This window comes from Rurimicrobium arvi (genome assembly GCF_039540495.1).
Lineage (GTDB): Bacteria > Bacteroidota > Bacteroidia > Chitinophagales > Chitinophagaceae > Rurimicrobium > Rurimicrobium arvi.
This window is the reverse complement of the sequence record NZ_BAABEZ010000024.1, coordinates 235,234-250,357: the sequence shown is the minus strand read 5'-3', so window position 1 is coordinate 250,357 and position 15,124 is coordinate 235,234. Positions and strand designations below refer to the sequence as shown.

Below are 15,124 nucleotides of genomic sequence, written 5' to 3'. Positions count from 1 at the left end.
ACTTATTTACGCTCCCCGATCTGCTGACGCCACATAGCGTAATACAGTCCTTTCTCTTCGAGCAGCTGCGCATGCGTGCCCATTTCCGCGACATTTCCTTTTTCCAGCACGATGATCCTGTCGGCGTACATAATAGTAGAAAGCCTGTGCGCGATCATAACGGTGATATGCTCCCGGCGGCTTGTGATCTCTCTGACCGTCTGCGAGATTTCTTCTTCGGTAATGGAGTCGAGCGCCGAAGTTGCCTCGTCGAAGATCATGAGTCGCGGATGACGCAACAGCGCGCGTGCGATAGACAAGCGCTGACGTTCACCCCCGCTCAGCTTGAGTCCGCCTTCACCGATGACAGTATTGATTCCGTTTTCTGCGCGCTGCAATAACGTGTTACAGGCCGAACGCTGCAGCACATCTTCAATTTCGGCATCGGTAGCCTGCGGATTCACGAACAGCAGGTTTTCCTTAATGGTTCCTGAGAACAATTGGGTATCCTGCGTCACAAAACCGATCTGGTGGCGTAATTCATCGAAATCGATATCGGATCCTTTGATGTCATTGTAGTAAATGGTTCCTTTCAACGGAGGGTATAGGCCCACGAGCAGTTTCACAAGCGTCGTTTTACCGGAACCGGAAGGGCCGACAAACGCGATCGTCTCGCCCTTTTTGATTTCAAATGAGATTGCTTCCAGAGCCGGATGTGCTGCCGTGCGGTGCTGAAAGCCCACATGGTCGAAGCGCAGCGACTCGATTGAACGGATCGGAACGGGTGAGGATGGCTTTACTTCCGCAGGACGCGCAAATAATTCCTGGATGTTGTTCAGCGAAGCCTCAGCCTCCCGGTAAGACATGATCACATTCCCAAGTTCCTGAAGCGGACCGAAAATAAAGAAAGAGTAAAACTGCATCGTCAGCAATTGCCCTACAGTCAGCGTCTTATGGAACACAAAGTACAGCAGTGTAAACATGATACATTGCTGCAGGAAGTTTACGAATGTTCCCTGCACAAAACTGATGGAACGGATGCTTTTTACTTTGTTGAGCTCCAGGCGCAGGATCTTGTACGTGGTTGCGTTAAGGCGACGTATCTCCTGCTGCGTCAGTCCGAGGCTTTTCACCAGTTCGATATTGCGCAGAGACTCTGTGGTGGAACCCGCCAGGGCATTGGTTTCGCGCACAATGCTCTTCTGAATGGTTTTGATCTTACGGCTCAGCAGACTTGTGAGCACAGACAATATCAGCGCCCCCGCGAAATAGATAACTGGGAGCATCGGATGCAGGGAAAATGCATATACCATTACGAAAATGATACCCACCAGCGTGAAGAAAAGAATATTCACGAAGCTGGAAATGAATTTTTCGCAGTCGGTACGTACTTTCTGCAGGATGGAAAGCGTTTCGCCGCTGCGCTGGTCTTCAAAATCCTGGTAAGGCAGGCGCAATGCATGGCGTAAACCATCGGTATATAAAGCAGCTCCGAACTTCTGGATCACCACGTTCACCACATAATCCTGGAAAGCCTTGGCAATACGGCTCACCATCGCAACGGCTATGATCATCCCCAAAGCGCCGAGCACACCATAGAGATATTCCCTCCAGGGCTGGTTCGGGTTGCGTGCATACCGGTCGATCAGGTAATGACCTAATATGTATGGATTGAGCAGGGAAAAGACCTGGTTGATCGCGGCCATCAGCAGCGCTACGAAGATCAGACCTTTATACCGGGACAGATAATTGAGTAAAAGTTTCAAACAGGGATAATTTATGAAACGCAAAAATCGGAACAAAACAGATCGATTGCTAGACTTTTTTATAAACGGGTTATTTATAAATACTATAAGATAAAAGAATTCTAATCCAATTGTTAGATTCATCTATCTTTGCTCCCCAGGAGAATAAAGTACGTATGCAGCATCATAGCGACAAGTCACTGAGCGATGTACATGGTTCCGTGGACCCCATGAAACGAAAAGCCGGATGGCGGAGAATACTTGCCTTCCTGGGTCCGGCCTACCTGATCAGTGTGGGTTATATGGATCCGGGAAACTGGGCGACTGACATCGCAGGCGGGAGTGCCTTCGGCTATTCGCTGATCTGGGTACTGCTCATGAGCAACCTGATGGCCTTGCTGCTCCAATCGCTAAGCGCCCGGCTGGGGATCGTACAGGGAAAGGATCTTGCACAGTGCAACCGTTACTATTATCCCCGATCTATCAATTTTATCCTGTATATACTGGCCGAACTCGCGATTGCGGCCTGTGATCTGGCAGAAGTACTGGGTATGGCTATCGGTCTGAACCTGTTGCTGCATATTCCCTTACTGGTGGGGGTATCCATATCCGTGCTCGACACGTTCCTGCTGCTGTTCCTGCAACGGCTCGGCATACGCAAGCTGGAAGCGTTCATTATCACGCTTGTTGCGATCATCGGCTTATGCTTCTGGATAGAAATGTGGTATGTGAAACCGGAACCCCTTGAGGTAATCAAAGGCTTTGTACCGGGTATCCCCAATAAAGCAGCATTATATATCGCGATCGGCATTATCGGGGCGACCGTGATGCCGCATAACCTGTACCTGCATTCGGCACTGGTGCAAACCCGTGTCACCGGCTCCGACCGGCAGTCCATCAAACGCGCAATACGCTATAACATTGCCGACAGCGCCATTGCGCTGAACCTGGCCTTCCTGGTCAACGCTGCTATCCTGATCCTCGCAGCTGCGGTATTCTATAAAGCCGGACTGCATGAAGTCGCATCTATGGAGGAAGCGCATCAATTGCTGGCGCCTATGCTCGGCACGCGCTGGTCTTCGCATTTATTCGCCATCGCGCTTATTGCCGCCGGCCAGAGCTCTACAGTAACCGGAACACTTGCCGGACAGATTGTAATGGAAGGGTACCTGAGTCTGCGTATCAACCCTGTTATCCGGAGACTGATCACACGCCTGCTGGCGGTGATCCCTGCTATTATCGTTATTGTGGTGATGGGTGAAACGGAGGTGAATGCGATGCTGATTTTCTCGCAGGTGATCCTGAGTATGCAACTGGCATTTGCGATCATCCCGCTGATCCATTTTGTAAGCGACCGGAAAGGAATGGGTGAATTTGTGATCGGCCGTACCACCAAAGTTATCAGTTGGATCTGCGCGGGTATCATCATCGGACTGAATCTCTGGCAGCTTACAGAAAGTGGCCGGGAATGGCTGACACATACAGACCATGCCTGGGTGAAAATACTGATCTGGCTGTTCCTTGCGGGCTTTGTTGCCCTGCTGGCGATCACCATATGCTACCCGCTTATCTTACGCAGGCAACAGCGGCACCACGTGATGCACAACCGGTCCTTCGATCTGACGGGTCTGAAACCAGCACGCCCTTTCCGGAATATCGCGCTGGCGCTCGACTTCGGAGCGCAGGATGCGAATGTACTGTCTTACGCTATGAGCTTTGCGGCCGCGGATACACGATTTTTCCTGGTGCATGTGGTGGAGAGTGCGCCTGCAAACACCCTGGGAGCCGCCAGCAAAGACATGGAGTCTCTGGAAGACCAGCAGATACTGGACGAATACCTCGCCGCTTTTGCTGCCCGTTCGCTCACCGCAAGTGGAAATATCGCCTACGGAAACCGCGTGCAGGCTATTGAGAACTTTACTAAAACGAACCAGGCCGACCTGCTGATTGTAGGCAGTCACGGGCACCATTCGGTAATGGATATCCTGTTGGGCGAAACAGTAAATACGTTGCGCCATAAAGTGAATATCCCGGTATTTATTGCGCAATAAAAAAGGGATGGCAACCGCCATCCCCGGAACTGACAGCCCCCTGTCAGCTATACTCTTCCTTTAATGATCTCGTCTACAACCGATGGGTCCAGCAGCGTGCTCGTATCGCCGAGACTGCCGGTTTCCCCTTCTGCAATCTTCCGGAGAATACGACGCATGATCTTTCCGCTGCGTGTTTTAGGAAGCCCGCTTACAAACTGTATTTTATCCGGTTTTGCGATCGCACCGATGATACGGGACACCGTCTGGATAATATCCATTTTGGTTAGGTTGTCATCTTCATGAGTATTATCGAAGATCACGTAGGCGTAAATGCCCTGCCCTTTAATATCGTGCGGGTAGCCAACCACAGCGCTTTCCACTACCCCGGCATGCATGTTGATCGCATTCTCCACTTCGGCTGTACCGATACGGTGTCCGCTGACATTCAATACATCATCCACGCGGCCGGTAATACGATAATTGCCTTTTTCGTCCCTGTAACAGCCATCGCCCGTAAAATAAAGATTTTCGTAGGTCGCGAAATAGTTCTGACGGCAGCGTTCATGATCACCGTAAGTGGTACGCAGAATACCCGGCCACGGGAACCTGATGCACAGGTTACCGCTTACATCATTTCCTTCGATCTCGCGGCCGTTCTCATCTACCAGCACCGGCTGCACACCTGGCAGCGGTAATGTGGCATAAGAAGGTTTGGAAGGGGTTACGCCCGCCATATTCGAGATCATGATACCTCCCGTTTCCGTTTGCCACCAGGTATCGACAATCGGGCAACGCTTCCGGCCTACGTGCTCGTCAAACCAATGCCAGGCCTCTTCATTAATCGGCTCGCCGACGGATCCCAGCACTTTCAGAGAGCTAAGGTCTTTACCCACCAATGGTGCGGTGCCAAAGCCCATCAGGCTGCGGATAGCAGTAGGCGCGGTGTACAAGATATTCACTTTGTACTTATCCACCACATCCCAGAAACGTCCGGCATCCGGCCACGTAGGCACTCCCTCAAAAATCACAGAAGTAGCGCCGGCACACAGCGGACCGTATACGATGTAACTGTGGCCGGTGATCCAGCCGATATCGGCAGTACAGAAATGCACCTGACCCTGCTCGTATTGGAACACATTCACGAAAGAATAGGTGGCGTACACCATATAGCCGCCGGTAGTGTGCACCACACCTTTAGGCTTACCGGTTGAGCCGGATGTGTACAGAATAAACAGCGGGTCCTCCGCATCCATTTCTTCTGCCGGGCAATCCGGGTTGCCCATTGTCTCCACTTTTTTGATCTCATCTTCCCACCATACATCTCTTCCTTTCAGCATACTGATCGGAGTACGGGTGCGGGTAAGCACGATCACACGCTTTACAAATCTGCATTGAACGAGCGCATCGTCGATCACACTTTTCAACGGGATCTCTTTGTTTCCGCGGTATGCACCGTCGCAGGTAACAATAAATTCAGCATGTGCGTCTTCGAGACGGTCTGCAATGCTCTGGGCGCTGAATCCGCCAAAGATCACAGAATGTATGGCGCCGATACGCGCGCAGGCCAATGTTGCAATCGCCAGTTCCGGCACCATACCCATATAGATACACACGCGATCGCCTTTCTTTACACCATTGTTCTTCAGCACATTTGCGAACTGCACTACCTTGTTGTATAATTCCCGGTAAGTAAGCACGCGATGGTGTTCTTCCGGATCATTGGGTTCCCAGATAATAGCAGGTGTATTGCCCAGGGTGCCCAAATGACGATCGAGACAATTTTCGGTAACATTCAGTTTCCCGCCTTTGAACCATTCAATGTTCGGCTCTTTAAAATTCCAGTTCAGAACGGTATCCCAGCGCTTACGCCACAGAAAAGATCCGGCCACATCTGACCAGAAACCTTCAGGATCTTTTACAGCTTTTTCACTGGCAGCCTGGTACGCCTCCAGGCTCTTAATCTTAAACGGGTACGACATGTTTTCTTACATTTTGAGGTACATAGTTACTCATTTCACACAAACACTGGAAAGAAATTTGCGCTAAATTAATATACACAAATTTGGAGTCATTTTTACCCACAACACATACATGTGGAATTATCCCCACTTATAACCATTCCGAAACCCTTTACAGTAGCGCATTCCGGCAACATTAACAGCTTATCTTATTTAATTAGTCGTTAATTCATCTTTGCTAATTTGGTGTATTTATGCTAATTAGGTATAGGGTACGGGGTTAACTTTAAATCATGAAAGACATTTACTGCCCCAAATGCAAATCGCACGATATCGTGAAAAGCGGCATGGCTAAAGGAAAGCAGCGTTATAAGTGCCGTAGCTGCAATTACAATTTCACGGTAATGAAACAAGGGAAAAGCATAGATCCGTACTACGTGATCAAAGCGCTGCAACTGTACATTGAAGGAGTGACCTTACGCGAGATAGAACGCATACTCGGTGTAAGCCATGTTTCGGTCATGAACTGGGTGAAGCGCTACAACGTAAAAGCACCGGAAAATCTCGACTATCACCCCACCTATAAAGTGCTGACACACGAAGAACTTATCGAATTTTTCGGCGACAAAACAGACCTGAAGCATTCTGGTGTTTTGGTGACTGAACTGGGCGACAAATTTATGGTGATCAAGTGGGAGCGCTTCAAGCGTGTCTGATGTATGCATATACCCTTAGCGGCGATATAGATGCGATTGTGTGAATGATGAATTTCTGCCAACATTTGGCAATGTAAAATCTGTTCATTCACTTCTAAAAAACCAAAGCGATGAAAAAAGGTAAACACCTAACAACAGCCTTACTCGCAGCCTGCCTCAGTACTTCTGCCCTCGCACAAAGTCCGGACAATTATGGATCCGGCCTGAAGCTTGACCTGAACCAGGACGGCACAAAATTTGTACGGTTCATTATGTGGCATCAGTTCTGGACAACGTATACGCAAAATAATCCCGGCACTAAAGATGTGAACGGAGATCCGCAGAGCAGCACCATGGATATCGGTATCCGTCGTTCACGCTTTCTCGCCTATTCGCAAATCTCGCCGCGCTTCCTGATCCTCACGCATTGGGGTATCAACAACGTGTCTTTCATTAACGGCGGCGGCGCGGGTACACTGGGCACCGGGGCAAGCGCTACGGGTCAGGGAGGTAAACGCCCGCAGCTCTATATACACGACGCATGGTCGGAATATGCTGTGGTAAAAGGGAAACTGCATATCGGAACCGGGCTGCATTACTGGAATGGTGTGAGCCGGTTGAGTTCGGCATCCACCCTCAACTTTATGACCATGGATGCGCCGATCTTCAACTGGTACAATATCGAAGCGACCGATCAGTTCGCACGGCAATTCGGAATCTATGCCAAAGGTCAGGTCGGCAGACTCGATTACCGCGTGTCGGTGAACAAGCCCTACGTTTATGGCGTATCGCCCACAAAGGCAAATATCAAACCAGATGGTATCGCAGTTAATGCCTTTACCGAAAAAGCAGCATTTTCGGGTTACTTCGACTGGGCATTTAAAGACAAAGAGAACAATATCCTGCCTTATTTTGTCGGCACTTACCTCGGCAAAAAAGAAGTGCTGAATATCGGAGCCGGATTCTATACGCAGGCAAATGCAACCGCAAGCGCGCGCGTCTCCGGTGCTGACACGCTGATCGACAAACACACGCAAACCTGCATCGGTGTCGATTTCTTCTGGGATAAACCGCTGAACAAAGCGAAAGGAACTGCGTTGAGCATCTACAGTGTATATTATAATTACAATTTCGGACCTAACTACCTGCGCAATATCGGCATACTGAACCTGCACGCGAATACCGTAGCTCCGACAGAAAGCTTTGCGGGTGCCGGCAACCTGCAACCGACAATAGGAACAGGCTCCATCTGGTACACACAGGTCGGCTATAAATTCCCGAATATGAAGAACGGTTCCTCCTTTATGCCGTATGTGACCACCACTTACAAAGACTTCAACCGGCTTGCCGCAAGTTCGTTTCAGTACGACCTCGGTCTGAACTATTTCGTGAGCGGACACAATGCGAAGATCACTCTGCAATACACCAACCGCCCGATTTACAAGCTTAACAGCAGCAACGGAACGATCGATCGCGACGGCAGCAAAGGTGAATTCGTGATCCAAACACACATTTTCCTGTAATATCCTTTCACACTTAAATTTTCTTTTATGAGCAATACAAAAGGACTGTGGAAAATCATCGGGGCCTCTTCGGTAGGTACGCTGATCGAATGGTACGACTTCTACATTTTCGGAAGCCTGGCCACTATTATCTCCACCAAATTCTTCCCCTCCGACAACCCTACCGCAGCGTTCCTCGCAACACTCGCAACATTCGCGGCAGGCTTTGTGGTGCGTCCGTTCGGGGCATTATTCTTCGGCCGCCTCGGTGACCTGATCGGCCGGAAATACACCTTCATGGTAACCCTGCTGCTGATGGGCGGTGCGACCTTTGCTATCGGCTGTATCCCCTCTTATGAATCCATCGGCTTTTTCGCGCCGCTGCTGGTACTGCTGCTGCGTTTACTGCAGGGACTCGCACTCGGTGGCGAATACGGCGGAGCCGCAACATATGTTGCCGAACATGCTCCCGCCAACCGCCGCGGATACTGGACTTCCTGGATACAGACAACCGCTACGGTAGGGTTGTTCGTATCACTGCTGGTTATCATGATCACACGCCTTTCCATCTCTAAAGAAGCATTCAACGAATGGGGATGGCGCGTACCGTTCTGGGTTTCTATCCTGATGGTACTGGTATCTTATATCATCCGCAAAAACATGCACGAATCGCCCCTGTTCGCTAAGGTGAAAGCAGAAGGTAAGACTGCAGCCAACCCGCTGAAAGAGAGTTTCGGCAACAAACTCAATTTCAAATTTGTGCTGCTGGCGCTGTTCGGCGCAACGATGGGTCAGGGTGTTGTCTGGTATACCGGTCAATTTTACGCCATGAGCTTCATCGAGAAGATCTGTTCGGTAGATAAGATGCAGTCCGACACGCTGATGGCTATTGCGCTGCTGATGGGAACACCATTCTTCCTGGTTTTTGGCGGTCTGTCTGATCGCATCGGCAGGAAGAAAATCATGCTCGCAGGTATGCTGATCGCAGTCTTTGCCTACCGTCCGATCTACGAAAAAATGTACCAGACCGTAAACCTGAAAAACAAAACGGAGGTAGTGGACCAGACGACAGTAAGCGGAGTACTGAAAGAAAATGCAAAGACTTCCGGGTTTGATTCGGTTGTGACGACTGACAAATATTACACGGATGGTACGCACCTGAATGAGGTGAAAACAACCACGCTTGAAAATGGTGTGGCGAAGATCGTGGACGGCAAACCAAAAGTGGATACCAAAAAAACAATTACCATTAATGACGGCGACAAGTGGACATTGGTCTTCCTTGTATTTATACAGGTGTTGCTCGTAACAATGGTATATGGTCCGATTGCCGCATTCCTGGTGGAGCTGTTCCCGACCAAGATACGCTACACCTCTATGTCCCTGCCCTACCATATCGGTAACGGTGTGTTCGGAGGATTATTGCCTGCTGTGGCGACCTATCTCGCATCCAAAGCAAAAGACGCGAATACTGTTGCGGAAAAAGCAAATGAGGCTTTGCCGTATGCACAACCTTACCTGGAAGGTCTCTGGTATCCGATCATCGTCAGCGCTATCTGCTTTGTGATCGGACTGGTGTATATCAACAGTAAAATAAAACACATCGAAGACTAATTATCTGTTCACACTTAAAACGCTTTTTTATGAACGCTGTAAAAAGAATGCTCGGTATTGTATGGATCGCCCTCGCCATTGCCTGCGGCTATTTTGGCATCATGGATTTCGGATGGCCTAAGATCGCGCATGCCAAAGGAAGTGATGATACCGTATTCGGTATTATCATCCTGTTCGTACTTACTCCCATTATCGTGGGAGGTCTGCTCCGTTTCGGCACCTATGCGCTTTCCGGGGAGTACGATACCAAAGACTGATTTCACCTGATCAGCACCGAAAAAGCGCAGGCCTTAAACAGCCTGTGCTTTTTTATTATCTTTAAACCATAAGCACTCCAGGGATGAAACTCGAAGAACGCAAAAAGGCTATCTATGTATTGCTGGCCTTTTTTATGCTGCTGATCTTTAATGCGCCGATATTATACTCGGTGAACCGGCCTGATTTCCTGGGCGGCATACCGGTATTGTTTGTATACCTGTTCTGTGCCTGGCTTTCCTGTATCCTGCTGCTATTGTTTCACTCACTGATCAGAACCAAACGGAAGCATTAGATGAACAAGCTGCTGATAATTATCTGCTCGGTTGCCTACCTTTCGCTGCTGTTCCTCATCGCTTACCTGGTAGAGCAGCAGCGGAAAAGCAAATCCAAATTCCTGGACAAGAGCTGGATCTATGCACTGTCGCTGGCGGTGTATTGCACCGCATGGACTTTTTACGGCAGTGTGGGAAGAGCGGTTACCAATGGTCCGGAATTTCTCACAATTTACCTGGGACCTTCTGTCATGTGCGCCCTGTTCATTCCGGTATTGCGCAAACTGATAATCATCTGCAAAACACAACGCATCAACACGATAGCCGACCTGATTTCTAACCGGTACGGAAAGAATTACACATTGGGCATATTGGTTACGCTTTTCTGTATCGTGGGGGTATTGCCCTATATAGCGATCCAGCTCAAAGCGATCGCCACCTCACTGCACATCATAACAGGTGTTCCCAAAGGAATTTCACCGGCAAGCTGGAGTAACGACACGCTCGTGATTGCCGGTATCCTCAGTGTGTTTATCATTATCTTCGGAACGCGTTCGGCCGATGCGTCGGAACGGCATGAAGGACTCGTAGCCACTATTGCTTTTGAGTCGATTATCAAGCTAATTGCATTCCTGGCACTTGGTTTCACCACCTGCTATGTACTTTTCAATGGCTTTGCGGCAATCAGCAGCGAAGCGCAGCTGAAAGGCTTTACGCGCTTCTTCACATTACATGACGGACTTGAGAATAACGATTGGCTGGCCATGATCTTTGTTTCAGGTCTTGCCACTATTTTCCTGCCAAGGCAGTTCCAGGTGGCTGTAGTGGAAAATACAGACGTACGGCACCTGCATAAAGCTACCTGGCTGTTTCCGCTGTACCTGCTGCTCATCAACATCTTCGTACTGCCGGTGGCTATGGGCGGACAATTGCTGCTGGGCAACCAGGTAAGTGTGGATGCGTATGTGCTGGCACTTCCGCTCAGGACGGGTCATCCCCTGCTCGGACTTCTCGTGTATATCGGCGGCTTTTCCGCAGCCAGCGGTATGATCATCGTGGAAACGATCGCGCTGTCGACAATGGTCAGCAATAACCTGATCCTGCCTTTGGGCATATTAAAGAACCTGGCCGCCGGAGGCGATGAAAAAGCGACAATCCGCAGTATCATCTTTTCACGCAGGGCGAGTATCGTTATTATTTTGCTGCTTGCCTGCCTTTACGACAAATGGATTGCAACCTCGTCTTCTCTTGTATCCATCGGACTCATCTCGATGGCCGCTGTAGCTCAGTTTGCACCTGCCGTAATAGGCGGACTTTACCTGAAGTGGCTCACCCGTAAAGGGGCGATCACTGCCATTACGCTTGGATTTTTCGTATGGTTCATCACCATTGTCGTACCGTCCATCATCACCGCAGGCTATATGGACCATAGCATACTCGACCAGGGATTCTTCGGCATCAGCTGGCTGCGGCCCACAGGGCTGTTCGGTGTGCAGCGCATGGGTGTGCTGGCGCATGGTGTATTCTGGAGCATGATCGCGAATATCGGCAGCCTGTTTGTGATCTCCCTGCTCACCCACCCCTCCCGTCAGGAAGAATACCAGTCGGAACTGTTCGTACATATTGATCAGTATATAGGCGTAACCGGCGGCCCCGGCATGTGGAAGCTTTCTGCCAGGATGGAATCGGTAAGCGGACTGCTTGCCAATTTTATCGGGAGGGAGCGTGCGGCCAACCTGCTCGGCGCTTATGCACAAAGACATAAAATATTACTCGATAAAGAAGAAGCAGACCCGCGTATTATCGATTTTTCGGAGAAGATACTGACCGGCGTAATTGGCTCTGCATCTGCACGCGTCCTCATCTCAAATATTGCGCAGGAAGAGGAGATCAGCATCAGCGAGGTGATGAATATCGTGAAGGAATCGCAACAGGTACTGGAGCTGAACAAAGAGCTGAAGAAGAAATCGGCAGAGTTATCCCGCGCCAAACAGCAGCTGACCGATGTGAACGAACGGCTGATGAAAAGCGACGTATTAAAAGACGAATTCCTGTACACTGTTACGCACGAATTGCGCACGCCGCTTACATCTATACGCGCATTGAGCGAAATCCTGTACGACAACCCGGACATGGAGGAAGAACAGCGGCAATTTTACCTGGAAGCTATTGTGAAAGAGATTGAGCGTCTGAGTCACCTCATTACGCAGGTACTGAACCTGGAGCGCTACGAATCAGGCCGGCAGAAGCTGAATTACGCTGCAGTGGAACTCGGCGGGCTCATAGCGGAGGTGATCGCTTCCCTGCAACCGCTGGCGCAGGAAAAACGTATATCGCTTGCTTTTACCGATCCCAACTTTATGACACTGCAACAGTGCGACCGGGATCTGATACGGCAGGTGATCTATAATCTTGTTTCAAACGCTATTAAATTTGTACCGGAAGACACCGGTTGTATTACCGTCACCTGCCGCATGGTGGAAGATGAGCTGCAGGTGTGGGTAGAAGACAACGGCAAGGGCATTCCTGCAGAATTGCGCGAGCTGGTATTTGATAAGTTTTTCCAGGCGAAAAACCAGACCATACAAAAGCCGGTGGGCAGCGGGCTCGGACTGGCAATTTGTAAAAGAATTGTTGAAATGCACGGCGGAAGGATCTTTGTGGACGGTCTTTCCCCGCAAGGTGCTAAGTTTGTGTTCACATTTCCATCCAACTGATGCAAGCAAAAAAAATACTGGTAGTAGACGATGATCCGTATATCCTGATGTCACTCGAATTTCTCATGAAGAAATCCGGTTACAATGTGATGATTGCCCGTAACGGAACGGAAGCGCTTGCCAGTATCAAAACCCATCAGCCCGACCTGATCCTGCTGGACATCATGATGCCCGATGTGGACGGCTATTCCATCTGCAAACATGTAAAGTCCAAAAAGGACCTGAAGCACATACATGTCATATTCCTGAGTGCGAAAACAAAAGAGTCCGACATCAAAAAAGGACTTGAGTGCGGCGCGTCCTTATATATTCCCAAGCCCTTCTCCACACGGGACCTGATGAAGCAGGTGAACGAACTTATGGCGTAAGTTTTGGTTATTTGGTATAGCCGACGGACGTATCAAATAAAATTCGTTCTAATTTTCAGGAAAGAATTTCAGGATGAATTACGAATCCATGTACCGCCAAAGCATCGACCAGAAGGAAGCATTCTGGGCAGAACAGGCCGCACTGCTTCCCTGGTACCGGCAACCACAACAGATCATCAGCAATACTTTAAACGGATTTTACGAATGGTTCGCCGACGGCATTACCAATATGTGCTATCTGTGTGTCGACCGCCATGTAGCGGAAGGGCGCGGAGAACAGACGGCCATAGCATACGACGCTCCCGCTTTCGGCACCAGCGAGCAAATCACCTATCGTGAATTACAAAACACCGTAGCTGCATTTGCCAAAGGTTTACTGAACCTGGGTGTGCGTAAAGGAGATACGGTGATCATCTATATGCCCATGATTCCCCAGGCACTCGTGGCTATGCTGGCCTGCGCGCGTATAGGCGCTATCCATTCCGTGGTATTCGGAGGATTTGCGCCGCATGAGTTGGCCGTACGCATAGACGATGCCAAACCCAGGGTGATCATATCTGCATCGTACGGTGTGGAATTCGGGAAGAAAATCCCTTACAAAACATTGGTGGATGAAGCGATTGCCGAAGCCCGTCATAAGCCCGACTACCAGGTCTATTACCGTCGTGAAGAAGGATTTGACAACCTCGGAGGTCCGGGAGAACTGGATTATGAGGCATTACTATCCTGCGGCACCACCGATTGCGTACCGGTTGCGTCCACCCACCCGCTGTACATTTTGTATACTTCAGGTACTACCGGCAGACCCAAAGGTATTGTGAGGGATACCGGCGGATATGCGACAGCACTGCGTTTCAGCATGGAGTACATTTACAATGTACAGCAGGGTGATGTGTTCTGGGCCGCGAGCGACATCGGCTGGGTGGTAGGGCATTCCTATATTGTGTATGCACCTTTGCTGCACGGCTGCACGACGGTACTGTATGAAGGAAAACCTGTGCGTACGCCGGATGCCGGCGCATTCTGGCGCGTTATTGAGCAATACCGAGTCAATGTACTGTTTACCGCACCGACCTCAATCCGCGCGATCAAGAAGGAGGACCATAACGGCAGTTTCCTGCGCGAGCACAATATCGGCAGCCTGCACAGTCTTTTTCTCGCGGGAGAACGCTGCGATCCCGACACTTTCGGCTGGATACAGCAACTGCTGCAAAAACCCGTGATCGATCATTGGTGGCAGACAGAAAGCGGATGGCCGATGCTGTCGCTCATGACCCGCATCGACGAACGCCCCGGCCTGCCCGGATCAGCCGGGTTCCCGGTGTGCGGATATGATATACGTATCCTCGATGAACAAGGAGCGGAGGTCGAAGCAAAGCAGGAAGGTAATATCGCGATCCGCTTACCACTGCCTCCCGGTTGCCTGCCCGGTCTCTGGAACAATGAGATCCGTTTCCGGAAAAGTTACCTGGAGCGGTACCCCGGTTATTACCTGAGCGGCGATGGTGGTTATAAAAATGAAGAAGGTTATGTGTTTGTGATGGGCCGTATCGACGATGTGATCAACGTAAGCGGTCACCGGCTGAGCACAGGAGAAATGGAAGAGATCGTTTCCGCCCACCCTGCCGTAGCAGAATGCGCTGTAGTGGGTATTGCCTGTGCATTGCGCGGACAACGTCCCCTGGCGCTCATCGTATTGAAAGACGGTATTGCGCAGACAGAAGCAGACCTGCAGGATCAACTGGTGCACACCGTACGCGAAACGATCGGTCCGATAGCCGTATTCAAAACTGCGGTAGTGGTGAAGCGCCTGCCCAAAACACGCAGCGGCAAAATACTCCGTAAGACGATAAGCGAGATCGCCGATGGCAAAGCGTATACCATACCCTCCACCATCGACGATCCGGAAATATTAAATGAAATAAAAGAAAAGTTGCTGCAACGCAGAGTCGGTATCGCTTTCGATGAAGCTATTTAGACAGC

At 50.0% G+C, this 15,124-nt stretch carries 11 protein-coding genes; 9 read left to right on the top strand and 2 right to left on the bottom strand.

All coding sequences use genetic code 11. The features are described from left to right. Nucleotides 1-2: 2 nt before the first annotated feature. Nucleotides 3-1,745 carry an ABC transporter ATP-binding protein gene (locus tag ABD846_RS13605; protein WP_344828138.1) on the bottom strand — a complete coding sequence of 581 codons (1,743 nt, stop codon included), beginning with the start codon at nucleotides 1,743-1,745 and terminating at the stop codon, nucleotides 3-5. Nucleotides 1,746-1,900: 155 nt separating this feature from the next. Here ABD846_RS13605 and ABD846_RS13600 point away from each other — a divergent pair, with 155 nt between their 5' ends. Next, a complete protein-coding gene (locus tag ABD846_RS13600) occupies nucleotides 1,901-3,775 on the top strand; it encodes an Nramp family divalent metal transporter (protein ID WP_344828135.1) in 1,875 nt (624 codons plus the stop codon). A gap of 47 nt (nucleotides 3,776-3,822) precedes the next feature. On the opposite strand, the gene acs is transcribed toward ABD846_RS13600, so the two are convergent. Beyond that, on the bottom strand, nucleotides 3,823-5,736 hold the full coding sequence (gene acs / locus ABD846_RS13595; protein WP_344828133.1) for an acetate--CoA ligase: 1,914 nt from the start codon (nucleotides 5,734-5,736) through the stop codon (nucleotides 3,823-3,825). A 272-nt stretch (nucleotides 5,737-6,008) separates the two neighbouring features. Here acs and ABD846_RS13590 point away from each other — a divergent pair, with 272 nt between their 5' ends. The 8 genes from ABD846_RS13590 to ABD846_RS13555 all read left to right on the top strand — a co-directional run bounded on the left by ABD846_RS13590 (nucleotide 6,009) and on the right by ABD846_RS13555 (nucleotide 15,119). Continuing rightward, entirely contained in the window at nucleotides 6,009-6,431 is a 423-nt protein-coding gene (locus ABD846_RS13590) for an IS1/IS1595 family N-terminal zinc-binding domain-containing protein (RefSeq protein WP_344828131.1), read from the top strand. A gap of 110 nt (nucleotides 6,432-6,541) precedes the next feature. Then, on the top strand, nucleotides 6,542-7,933 hold the full coding sequence (locus ABD846_RS13585; protein WP_344828128.1) for a hypothetical protein: 1,392 nt from the start codon (nucleotides 6,542-6,544) through the stop codon (nucleotides 7,931-7,933). A 27-nt stretch (nucleotides 7,934-7,960) separates the two neighbouring features. Continuing rightward, entirely contained in the window at nucleotides 7,961-9,526 is a 1,566-nt protein-coding gene (locus ABD846_RS13580; protein WP_344828125.1) for an MFS transporter, read from the top strand. Between the two features lie 29 nt (nucleotides 9,527-9,555). Then, complete coding sequence (locus ABD846_RS13575; RefSeq protein WP_344828123.1) at nucleotides 9,556-9,783, top strand: DUF6814 family protein; 228 nt, start codon at nucleotides 9,556-9,558, stop codon at nucleotides 9,781-9,783. A gap of 83 nt (nucleotides 9,784-9,866) precedes the next feature. Beyond that, entirely contained in the window at nucleotides 9,867-10,076 is a 210-nt protein-coding gene (locus ABD846_RS13570) for a hypothetical protein (RefSeq protein ID WP_344828121.1), read from the top strand. After that, nucleotides 10,077-12,773: an ATP-binding protein gene (locus ABD846_RS13565; RefSeq protein ID WP_344828119.1), complete on the top strand. Its 2,697-nt coding sequence runs from the start codon at nucleotides 10,077-10,079 to the stop codon at nucleotides 12,771-12,773. Then, nucleotides 12,773-13,141: a response regulator transcription factor gene (locus ABD846_RS13560; protein ID WP_344828116.1), complete on the top strand. Its 369-nt coding sequence runs from the start codon at nucleotides 12,773-12,775 to the stop codon at nucleotides 13,139-13,141. The genes ABD846_RS13565 and ABD846_RS13560 overlap by 1 nt, the downstream gene beginning before the upstream one ends. Before the next feature lie 73 nt (nucleotides 13,142-13,214). Beyond that, nucleotides 13,215-15,119, top strand: a complete 1,905-nt coding sequence (locus ABD846_RS13555) for an AMP-binding protein (protein WP_344828113.1) — start codon at nucleotides 13,215-13,217, stop codon at nucleotides 15,117-15,119. Nucleotides 15,120-15,124: the final 5 nt, after the last annotated feature.